The following is an 11,754-nucleotide window of genomic DNA, read 5'->3' as shown; positions in this document are numbered from 1 at the left end:
GAAAAGGTCGTAATTAGGAGGGAATAGCGATGTACAAACATACCTGGAAATGGACGATCTGCTTGTTGATATTGTCGTTGCTCATCCCTTCTGCCGCATTTGCCAATGCGCAAGGAAGCAAGCCCGAACTGGAGGTCAAGTCCGTTCAGGCGGGACTGGGCCAAAGCGCCGCCGTCGAGATTGTCATAAATCGGCCGAAAGGACTTAAGACCTTTGAATTCACGCTTCATTACGATCGTGATGCGCTGGAAATCGCCGACCGGGACGTCGCCCAAGGCGCCGACGTGACGGGCTGGATGTTCGAGCATAAAGTCAATGCCTCGAGCGGCACGGTTAGAATCGCCGCCGTCCACGTCGACGGTTTTAAGTCGAACAACCCGGTTGCGATCGCGCAATTGACCTTCAAGGCTAAAAAATCTGGAGTTAAACCTTTCAAGGTAACGGACTTGAAAGGTTTCGTGGAAGTTAACACGCCAGCCGACATGACGAGCAAGGCGGGAACTTTTACTGTCCAAGGAGTTCTTTGGACGGTTAATGTCAGCGTGGACAACAAGGCGACGCAGGAAGTCGTTATCGATGACGGACATGTCAAACGCACGACGATCAGGGTTGATGCGCCAAACCCATCAAGGAGCGTACGGCTGGAGTTGGAGCAGGAAACGATGCAGAAAATCGCAGCCAGCGGCAAAATATTGGCCATTCTAACGCCGATCGGAAGCCTGGAGATCGATTCGCTGGATCTCAAGCAGTTGGGGAACAGCCGCGTGGACATTCAAATCGACAAAGCCAATGGCACGGAACAGAAGCCGGCTAGGACCATTGTCATTACCGCGGATGGAAAAGTAATCGAGAGCTTCTATGGGAAGCTGAAGTTATCGATTCCTTATGAACGGGCTAACGCTGAAACGAACCAGGGTATCGTCGCTTATCGGACAATGGGCGGGCAAAGGACGATCATTTCCCAATCTGCCATGCTGGATGGGCAGGTCTTGATTGCCGCGAACGAAGCGGGCACGTACGAAATCGGCTACAACGCGAAGACGTTTACGGACGCGGCGAATCATTGGTCTAAGCCGAATATCGAATTTGCGGCGGCAAGAAACTTGTTCCTCGGTGTCGGCAACGAACGGTTCGCCCCCGACGAATCGGTGACAAGAGGCATGTTCGTTACGGTGCTTGGCCGTATGCTCGGCATTGAAGGAGTTGCTTCGGTTAACGCATTCCAGGATGTAAGCAGCGACGCCTATTACGCTCCTTATATCGCTTATGCGGACGAGCATGGCATCGTAAACGGGATCGGAGCGGGCGAGTTTGCTCCAGATCGTCAAATAACGCGGGAGGAAATGGCGATCATGATTGCCAGGTTTATGCACCATGCGAAAATCGAGTCGCCATCAACGAACGAATCCCGGCCGTTTGAAGACCTGGAAGCGATATCCATCTGGGCAGCTTCTTCCGTTCGGCAATTGCAATCCGCCGGCATATTGAGCGGCAAGCCGGGCGGTCTATTCGATCCGCAGGGCCACGTAACACGGGCCGAAGCAGCGAAAGTTGTACGGATGGTCCTGGAAACTTCATTGCTCTAGCGGAAGGGGAAAGACAAAAATGGAAAAAAACCATACGAGAGTATTACCCGATAATCCTTACCTGCTGCTTACGCCTGGGCCGCTTACGACGACGGCTTCGGTTAAAGAGGCCATGCTGCGCGACTGGTGTACGTGGGACTCCGAATATAATGGCCTTGTCCAGCATATTCGGAGCCGGCTTGTCCGGCTTGCGAGCAGGCTGGAGCCGGATGCCTATACGGTGGTTCCCATGCAAGGCAGCGGCACCTTTAGCGTCGAGGCAACCGTAGGCTCCGTCGTTTCTCAAGACGGAAAAATAGTCGTCCTGGTAAACGGCGCATACGGGCAGCGCATCGTCCAGATCGCCCGCGTGCTGCATGTGCCAGTCGTTGCCGTAGATGTAGGCGAGACATCGCCAATTAGCGCCGCAATGCTGGAGGAGACGCTTGATGCCCACCCGGACGCCACGCATTTGGCGGTTGTCCATTGTGAGACGACGACGGGCATGTTAAATCCGATCGCCGAGGTGACTCATGCGGCCAAACGGCGCGGCCTTACCACGATCGTCGACGCCATGAGCAGCTTTGGCGGCATCCCGCTCGATATGGCGGAGCTGTCGATCGATTTTCTAATCAGCAGCAGCAACAAATGTATTCAGGGCGTGCCCGGTTTTGGTTTTGTCATCGCCAGAAGGGAAACGCTCGAAGCTTGCAGGGGACGGGCCCGTTCGCTTTCGCTTGATTTGTTCGACCAATGGGAGACGATGGAAAAGCAACGAGGCAAGTGGCGGTTTACTTCGCCGACGCATGTGGTACGCGCCTTCGACCAGGCACTGATAGAGTTGGAGGAAGAAGGAGGACCGGAAGCCAGACATATCAGGTATGCCGATAACCAGTGGACGCTGGTGGACGGCATGGCGCGTCTCGGTTTCCGGACGCTGCTCCCGCCGGAGCAACAATCGCCTTTTATTACGGCTTTTCATTATCCTCATGCCAGCGAGGTACCTGATTTTGCGTTTCCTGCTTTCTATGAAGGCCTCAAGCGATCCGGATTCGTCATCTATCCAGGCAAAATCTCTTCGGCGGACACCTTTCGAATTGGCAGCATCGGCGATGTAAGGCAGGATGACATGCAGCGCCTTATTGCGGCAGTCGATCGGGTGCTTGGATAAGAGCGAGTTACCGGTTGTATAGTTTTTGGGGAGGCGAAAGACCTCCCCTACTTGATAATTCCACGTAGTTCGTGCCGTCCAGAATCGCATCACGTTACGGGCTGTTCCATTCCATTGTTCTTTCTGATTGAGGATGATATAATCTTGACAGAATTCGGGTGGAAATATTTTTGAAAACGCTCTCATTGGGGATGAACGCATGATGCGTCCGACACGGAATTTACACTATTCGAAAAATTTAACTTTCAAACATCGGCTGATGCTTATTGTCTTGTTGTTAAGCGTCATCCCCGTTTTTGTTCTTGGCATGTTCTCATCGAATAACGCGGCATCGATCGTTCAGCAGGAAGTAGACCGCAACCATCTGATGGTATTGCGCCAAATTCAGTATCAATTCGATCAGTTTATGAAAAGTATGGATCGGGCATCTTTTCAAATCGCCAACAACAGCATTGTGGAGAAGTCGGTTGAAATTGGACCGATCAACAATGATTTGGGATATACGTTCGGTACGATCGATGTGATCAAAAAAGCCCGCAGCATGCAAGAAATTCATTTCGACGTGTCGTTGGTATACATGGAAGAGGCACAAGTGTATTCGACACGCTATGGGTTTGTCGATTTGACCGATTTTCCTTTTCGCGATCTGCTGAAGTCGGTCGGCGTCCGGTTCAACTCGATGGTCGTCGTTCCGCCGGAAACTGGCCAACGCGCGCATGAGTTGCTCATGCTGCGCCCGGTGCCGGCATTTTATTCGGACCGTCCGGATGGCATCCTCGTCTTTCATATTGATCCGTCTCTATTGACTGGAATATTGGAACAGGTAGAACTGGGTCATAACGGGAAAATTCTCATCACGGATGAACAGGGCGCGGTCGTATTCAGCCAGAATGCCGCAGAGATCGGTTCGCGAATTTCGGCAACATTGGAACCGTACATGTTTCGGGGGAAAGCCGGAGTTGTTTCAGCGGAATCGTCAAGGGAAGAGGCAGGCAAAGTGTCGATGAATGGGGAAGATTATCTCTCCGCGTCGATCCATTCTTCCTACAACAACTGGTCGTACATCGCGATTACTCCTTACACGGAGTTGACTAAGAAAGCTGGGGAAGTGCGCCGGTTCACGCTCGGGCTGGCTGGCTCGCTTGTAGGCTTGGCCATTTTGATGGCGTTCCTTGGTTCGAATCGGCTTTATTCCCCTATTCAGCGGATGCAACAGAAATTGCAGGGGGAATTCCGCGAACAACTGCCTTATCTTCGCGATTCGATTTTCCTTCAACTGATAAGGGGGGAGATGTCCGATAATAAGATACGCGGAAAAACGGAACGATACGGCCTTCTGTTGAAAGGTTCGCGCTTCTATGTATGTCTTGTGGAGATGGATGATTTCGCTCAATTTAAGCAAAAATACAAGGAAAACGACCGTTCTCTTATGATCTATGCCCTGCGCAAAATGTTGGAAGAATTATGCGAGAACGATTTTTCCTGCGTAACGGTATCTCCACTGCCGAATCAGGTTGCGGTGCTGATCGGCACAAAAGACGCCAGCGAACGGGCGGATGAGGCTGTACGGCGGAAAGCGATGGAATTCCGCAGCAATAGTCAGAATCATTTTCACCTGCCTGTCACTGTGGCGCTCAGCCGGGCATGCCGGGACTACACCGGAATTAGCGAAGCTTATCAGGATGCGTCCGAACTGATCGGTTACCGGATGTTGCTCGGCAGCGATGAATTGATCGTGCAAGATTCCGTCAGAATGCCGCTGGGTACGACCGGATATTCGCTCATCGAACTGAAGAAGAAGATTTTGTCGGCGATGGCGAAGGGGGACGAATCCGAAGCGAGGTCAAGCTTGTCGGCGCTGATCGAAGCCATTCCGCAACACATGCATAACGTTGAATCCGTGCTGGGCACATTCGCTTATTTGATCGGAGAGTTCGACCAACTCGTGCGCGAGTGGAGCGATGGCGGAGGGGAACTGGATACGAAGGAACTGTACAAACAATTACTGGCCATGTCATCGCTGGGGGAGACGGAGCGTTGGTTCGCGGATACGGTTTTCCCGCTGGTGACGAATGCGCTGCAAGATGCGAACATTCCGAAACGGACGAAGTTGATTCAGCAGGTGCTGCAATATATTCATTTGCATTACGACACGGATCTGGGCTTGCAGCATGTGGCCGATACGTTCCAGATAACGCCCCCGCAATTGAGCCGGTTGTTCCGCGAAGAGCGCAACGAGTCGTTCAGCGACTACGTCTTGCGTTACCGAATCGAGAAAGCGAAGGAATGGCTTGCTCATACCGAAATGCCAATTCGCGAGATTGCTGAACGGCTGCGCTACGCCTCCGTGCAAAATTTCACGAGAATATTCAAGCAGATGACGAACGACCCTCCTGGTTATTACCGGAAGAAATCTCGACTAGACGAATGACCCACTCCTGACTTATCCATTCGAACCATCGCCTGAAACCCGCGTCGCTACAGCGATTTTGCGGGTTTTTTCTTTTGCGCAACGATATTGTTCTTTATAAACAGGCGTGCTGTGAAATGAAAATTGTGCTGTAATGCAGGATGCCTTATGCTGAAGCCGTGAATCCGAAGAGTGAGCCATGGCCGAAATCGGAATTGAACAAAGAGAACGAGGATTCGCGACAGTTTGATCTGTGAAGAGGAGTGACCGACATGCCGCTAGGGCGCAACGAAAAAATGAACGCTATCAAGGAATCCGGGTTTGAGACATTCCGACGAGGGGCGTTCGGCAATGCGGGGCAAAATCTGTACGTTTCCCGTGCCGGAACGATTCAGCGCATCCATCATTTCGATATCAACGGCGACGGTTATATCGATCTGCCGTTTGCCAATTCGCATGATGATGATACGCGGGTTCCGGTCTATATTTATCGGAATCCTGCCGTAAGCGGGGAACGCCTGGAGTTGCCTACGGACGGCGGCTATGCAGCTGCGATGGGAGATCTTAACGGCGACGGGTATGACGATCTGGTCATCGCCAATCAATATGACGGCGTATCCAACGAGGTATATGCGCAAGTTTATTACGGATCGGCCGAGGGCTTCAGCGTCAAGCGGATGTTGAAGCTGTGGGCTCCTTCCTCCAAAGATGTGGAAATCTGTGATTTCAACGGCGACGGCAGACCTGACATCGCGTTGATCAGCCGGGGGAAGCTGCGGATTTTCTACCAAGGAGAGCAAGGATTTGCTTCCGGCGGCTATACGGATATCGATCTGCCGCATGATCTGGAGTCGATTGCCGCCGCCGATCTGGACGGCGACGGATACGCCGACCTGGTCGTCCGCTCCAGCGACCGGTCGATCGCAGTGTACTGGGGCGGGCCGGATGGGATTCGTGCGGACAGGCGGACGAAGCTGGACAAGCGCTTGTCCGGGGAAGGGCTCATCGGGATTGGGATCGATTTGGCTGCCAGCGGCGCAGGAGGCGCGACGCTGCGCGTATACGGCGTTCCGGCGAGGCCCCGGTTGAAAGTCGTCGCTCTGCAGAGCCGCCCGCATCTGTTTGTTTGCATAGGAGAACAGACCTTGTTTATTCCGTTCGGTACGAACCGCGAAGCCGGTGAGCCGCTTGTACTTAACAGCGGGGAGGCGATGAGCGCTGCTGTGGGAGACATCCGGGGAAACGGCGAACAGGATATTGTACTGGCCTCGCGGCAGACCGACGAAATGGGCGGGCAACGATCCTGGATTTACTGGGGCGGACCGGGTGGTTACGCGAACGAACGGCGGACAGCCGTAGCTACGAACGGCGCCAACGACGTGATCATCGGTCGTCTGAGCGGCAATGACAACGGCTGCGGGGACATTGTCTTTTGTCAGGATAAGGTGGAAGAGTGGTACAGCCACCATTCCCTTCTCTATAGGTGCTCTCCGGCAGGCATCCATCAGCCGCCGATCCGGCTGGAAACCCATTGTGCTCTGGATGCTTTCATTTCCCGCGATTCGGTCGGCGAGCCGGCGCGGCTCGTGTTTCTGAATCATCTCTCCAACCGGATTCTGGGCAATGTTCCCGTTTATATTTACTGGGGCGGTCCGGACGGGTTCTCGCCGGACCGCAGAGAGGAGTTGCCGGGCTGGGCCGCGACGGAAGTGCGGGCTTGCGATTTTAACGACGATGGGCATGTAGACCTGCTTGTTGTGAACAGCAATGAAAATGCGATGCATCTGGACAGAGGATCCTATCTTTATTATGGCGGCCCGAACGGGTTCTCCGCGAATCACCGGGTGGAATTGCCGACCCGTTACAATATGAGCTCGTGCTGCGCGGATTTGAACAGAGATGGTTATCTGGATTTGCTCGTTGTCGGCTTCAGCAATAATGAGCTGCTCATCTTTTACGGATCCGAGCGAGGATTCGCCGATGAGCCGAAGCGGGTCAGGCTGGACATCGAAGGAATCGTCTTCGACAATCCGAGGTTCATGACATTGGCCGATTTTAACCGTGACGGATGGCTGGATCTTGTGATTCCCGAATGCGGCTCCTCCGGCAAAACAATCATCTTGTGGGGCGGCCCCGACGGCTTCGCCGCCAGCCGTGCGACCCTGCTTCCCTCAGGTCCGACCATATCTTCGCGGGCAGCCGATCTGAACGGCAACGGATGGCTGGATCTGATCGTGGGCGGGTACAAGGGAGACGATCCCGGAGACCCGTACAATACGTTCGTCTATATCTATTGGGGCGGGCCGGAAGGCTTCTCCAACGATCGTCGAACGCAGCTTCCGGCCAGCTTCGCGGCGGATATTACGATTGCCGACTTCAACAACGACGGCATATTGGATATTTTCGTCTCCTGCTATCACGGCCTGCGGAGCCGTGACATCGACTCCTTCATCTATTGGGGCGGCTCGGGAGGCGTGTATTCCGAATCCAATCGGACCGTCTTGCCGCATCATTCGGCTGCCGGAGCGTTGGCCGCCGATTTCGACGAAGACGGCTTCATCGATCTGGCAGTCGTCAATCACAAGACGCAAGGCAACCATCCCGGCATGTCTTATGTATGGTGGAATGGCCCTGAAGGTTTCACTGAACGACGCGTAACCAAGCTTCCGACCTTCGGCCCGCACGGGATGACCCATTCGGATATCGGCAACATCGCCGATCGCGGAGATGAAGAACTTTATGAATCAAGACCGATTGAATTGTCGGAAGATTCACGAATCGGCGGCATTTCTTGGATGGCGGAAATACCAGCCAAAACGTGGGTGAAAGCGCAAATTCGCACCGCACCCAGCGAGGCGGATCTGAATGGCGCTCCCTGGATAGGGAAAAACGGCGCGGATAGCTGGTTCGAGAAGAACGGAGAAACCGTCGTCGGATCTCTATCCGGCAAATGGGTGCAATATCGATTGGCGCTGGGAGCGATCAATAGCGGCAGCACGCCCCGCGTAAGCGAGGTTGCCATTATGCTTGGAGAACCGCCATCATCCGAAAAGAGAGAGTCGTGACAGAGGGAGGCAGAGTGTGCATGGTTGTTGCCAGACGATTGCGTAAAGATTGGTTGTTGCTGATGATCGGGCTTCCGGGCTTGTTGTATTACCTGATCTATCGATTTGCCCCGATGTTCGGTCTTGTGATTGCCTTTAGCGACTATAGCCCGTTTCTCGGTTTTTTCGACAGTCCGTGGGTGGGGATGAAGCATTTCCAGGCGATCTTCGCAGAGCCTGAAGTCATGAATGTGTTATGGAATACGCTTGTCATTTCCCTTTTGCAAATTGTATTCGCTTTCCCAATCCCGATTGTACTGGCGCTGATGCTGAATGAGGTTCGTCATCGGATGTTCAAAAGAGTCGTTCAAACCATCATCTATTTGCCGCATTTCCTATCGTGGGTTGTTGTTGTCGGCATATTCGTCATTTTCCTTCAGGGCGACGGTCTGGTGAACGGGGCATTGAAGAACCTGTTCGGCATGTCTCCGGTGCCGTTCCTGACCGACCCGGACTGGTTCAGGCCGCTGGTTATCCTGCAGGTGATCTGGAAGGAAGCAGGTTGGGGAACGATCATATTTCTGGCAGCACTCGCCGGCGTTAACCAGCAATTGTACGAGGCAGCCACGATGGATGGCGCGAACCGGTTGCGTCAGGCGTGGCATATTACATTGCCGGCCATTCGAAGCACGATCGTCATCTTGCTCATTCTCCGGCTGGGCAGCGTGCTCGATGTCGGTTTCGAACAGCTCTTTCTGATGCTGAATCCATTCAACAAAGAGACTGGAGAAGTGCTGGATACCTATGTGTTCTACAAAGGAATTGAGCAATCCGATTTCAGTTTCGCTACGGCGGTTGGATTGTTGAAAGGCGTCGTGGGGCTAGTTCTGGTCAGCGCGGCAAATGTATTGTCGAAGAAAATGGGGGAAGAGGGCATTTACTGAGGCAATTTTGGACGAGACAATGAAAGGAGGAAGATGTCCATGAGCAAACGGGCTGCTCGCCGAAACCAAGGCATCGGTTTGTTCGAGGGATTCAACTATGTATTTCTGTTTCTGATCGCAATTATTATGACGTTTCCTTTTCTGTACGTATTTTCTATATCGATTTCGTCTTACCGGGATTATCTGGAGCACGGCTTTACACTTATTCCGAAGTCGTTCGTCCTGGATGCGTATGAATATATTCTGGCTTCTTCACGGTTCGTACGTTCGTTGTTCGTGACGGTGGAAATTACGGTCATCGGAACATTGGTGAACCTGCTCTTCACCACGACGTTCGCGTACGTGCTTGCCCGTCCGATTATCGGACAGCGCATTATGATGTTTCTGGTCGTTTTTACAATGATGTTCTCGGCCGGCATGATTCCTACGTATCTCGTTGTGAAGGGGACGGGATTGCTGAATTCGATCTGGGCGCTCATCATTCCGGCGGCGATCAATTCGTTTAATCTGGTCGTTGTGCGTCAGTTCTTTCTCAATATTCCGAGGGAGTTGAGCGAAGCGGCCACCATAGACGGCGCGAATGATCTGCATATCTTTGCGCAAATCATGCTTCCGCTGTCGAAACCGGCTTTGGCCGCATTCGGGTTGTTCTATGCGGTAGCGCATTGGAACAATTACTTTACCGGGATCTTATATTTGAATGACCCGGCCGACTGGCCGATTCAGGTCATTCTTCGGCAGATGGTCATCGTGAACGAACCGCTGGCCGCATTGAATATGCCCAGGGAATTCGCTCCGCCAGGGGAAACGGTACAGATGGCGGCGACACTGGTGGCCACATTGCCCATCCTGATCCTCTATCCGTTCCTGCAAAAACATTTCGTCAAGGGGGTGATGCTGGGCTCGGTTAAGGGATAAGGCTGTATAATGATTGGCATCGTGCAATCGAATGTGCAAGGAACTCATTTCAGGAGGGGATCCACATGAAACGAAACAAGGCCATCGCAACTGTGTTGTTATGCTTGGTTCTTACAGCTTGTTCAACCGGCGGAAACAATCCCGGCAAACCGTCGACAGGAGATCAGCCATCTGCATCAAATTCACCTTCGGCGAGCGAAACAAGCGGCAATGGAGACAATGCTCGCAGACAGAAATTTACGATTAATGCGATTGACTTTAGAAACCCTGCCGCGATTCCGCCGGCAACCGGCCGTGGACTGGATATGATCAACGAGAAGTTCAATATCGATTACAAGCCGCAGTTTGTCGTCATTAACGATTATATGCAGAAGTTGAGCGCCAACGTCGCTTCCGGCGAGGTACCCGATATTATGACGATGGAAGGGCCGATCGCCAACTTTTACAAGTGGGCCAAGCAAGGGGCGTTCTTGCCGCTTAACGACTATATCGACAAGTACCCGACGTTGAAGCTCGTCCCTGATTATGTATGGAAGTCGATGACGCTCGACGGCCAAATCTATGCGATTCCACGGTATTTCCCATCCTCTTACCTAGGTTCGCCGATTATTCGCAAGGATTGGCTCGACAAGCTTGGTCTGAAGGCGCCCACCAACTATGAAGAGCTGAAGGAAGTGGCCATTGCCTTCACGAAGAACGACCCGGACGGCAATAACAAGAATGATACTTACGGCATGGCAATTTCCGAATACGTCAACCCGGCTTATGAATTGGGCGGTTATTGGGAATTCCGCTCTTGGTATCATCAGGACGAGGAAGGGAATTACATCCCGAACTTCATATCCGATGCGCGCAAAGAACATGTCGCCTGGTTGGCCGATCTGGAGAAAGAAGGAGCGCTGACGCCGAACTCCGCTGTTGTCAATGCCACACAGGCGACTAATGATTTCTTCTCCGGCAAAGCCGGCATTTGGATTAGCTCTCCGCGAGGGATGGATGAAGCGGCGTTCAACGAACTGCTGAATATTAACCCGGATGCGAAGATCGAACCGATCGAACCGTTCGTCGCTCCGGATGGAGAACAGGGATTCATGGCCTACAAGGCGTATTATGGCATGACGATGTTGAGCGCAGAGCTGGCCGACGATCCGGACAAGTTGCATCGTGTGCTTGAGTTTCTTGATTTCGGCCGGACGTTCTATCCGTTGGACGAACGGAACAAGAGCAACCCGGATTACGACTGGATGTACGGCAATGAAGGAACCGGCTACACGGTTGAAGATGGCACTGCCAAGGCGGAAAGCGCGGAGAAAGGGCTCGCTCCGATTAATTTCTACATTGACGGGCTGATGTGGGCGCCAAGCGATGATGCCAATGAGTATTCCCGAACGTATAAATCGCCCGCCGCTAAAGAATTGGCCCAAAAACTGGAGGAAATGCACAAAAACACGAAACATTTTATCAATCCGATCTACCAAATTTTCTCGGAGACCTATATTTCCAAAGGTTCGGAACTGGATATGTTCCTGTACGAAGAGCAGACGAAGATGATCTTCGGGCAACGGCCGATCAGCGACTGGGACAAGATGGTTCAAGAATGGAGAGACAAGGGCGGCACGCAAATGATCGAGGAAGTCAATGAGGCGATGAAGGCAAACGGCGTAAAAGGCGAATACAAATAGATCAGAATGAGGTGTTGTAG

The 11,754-nt window shown here is 52.7% G+C and carries 7 protein-coding genes; all 7 read left to right on the top strand.

The annotated features are described in order from the left end of the window. Nucleotides 1-29: 29 nt before the first annotated feature. The 7 genes from B1748_RS28240 to B1748_RS28210 all read left to right on the top strand — a co-directional run bounded on the left by B1748_RS28240 (nt 30) and on the right by B1748_RS28210 (nt 11,734). On the top strand, nt 30-1,586 hold the full coding sequence (locus tag B1748_RS28240; protein ID WP_087571303.1) for an S-layer homology domain-containing protein: 1,557 nt from the start codon (nt 30-32) through the stop codon (nt 1,584-1,586). 19 nt (nt 1,587-1,605) lie between these two features. Next, complete coding sequence (gene phnW / locus B1748_RS28235) at nt 1,606-2,736, top strand: 2-aminoethylphosphonate--pyruvate transaminase (RefSeq protein WP_087571302.1); 1,131 nt, start codon at nt 1,606-1,608, stop codon at nt 2,734-2,736. 199 nt (nt 2,737-2,935) lie between these two features. After that, nucleotides 2,936-5,167 (top strand): helix-turn-helix domain-containing protein, encoded by a 2,232-nt coding sequence (locus tag B1748_RS28230; RefSeq protein ID WP_087571301.1) that lies wholly within the window; start codon nt 2,936-2,938, stop codon nt 5,165-5,167. A 251-nt stretch (nt 5,168-5,418) separates the two neighbouring features. Beyond that, entirely contained in the window at nt 5,419-8,211 is a 2,793-nt protein-coding gene (locus B1748_RS28225) for an FG-GAP-like repeat-containing protein (RefSeq protein WP_087571300.1), read from the top strand. A gap of 20 nt (nt 8,212-8,231) precedes the next feature. Further along, a complete protein-coding gene (locus B1748_RS28220) occupies nt 8,232-9,134 on the top strand; it encodes an ABC transporter permease (protein ID WP_087571299.1) in 903 nt (300 codons plus the stop codon). Nucleotides 9,135-9,173: 39 nt separating this feature from the next. Beyond that, the gene (locus B1748_RS28215; protein ID WP_087571298.1) at nt 9,174-10,052 is read left to right on the top strand and encodes a carbohydrate ABC transporter permease; all 879 of its coding nucleotides are present in this window, start codon (nt 9,174-9,176) and stop codon (nt 10,050-10,052) included. Nucleotides 10,053-10,117: 65 nt separating this feature from the next. Continuing rightward, nucleotides 10,118-11,734 carry an extracellular solute-binding protein gene (locus tag B1748_RS28210; protein ID WP_087571297.1) on the top strand — a complete coding sequence of 539 codons (1,617 nt, stop codon included), beginning with the start codon at nt 10,118-10,120 and terminating at the stop codon, nt 11,732-11,734. The last annotated feature ends 20 nt before the right edge of the window (nt 11,735-11,754 follow it).

The organism is Paenibacillus sp. MY03 (assembly GCF_002165585.1).
In the GTDB taxonomy this organism is placed as follows: Bacteria; Bacillota; Bacilli; order Paenibacillales; family Paenibacillaceae; genus Pristimantibacillus; species Pristimantibacillus agaridevorans.
Note: the sequence above shows the minus strand (reverse complement) of the source record. Positions and strands in the feature narration are given on the sequence as shown.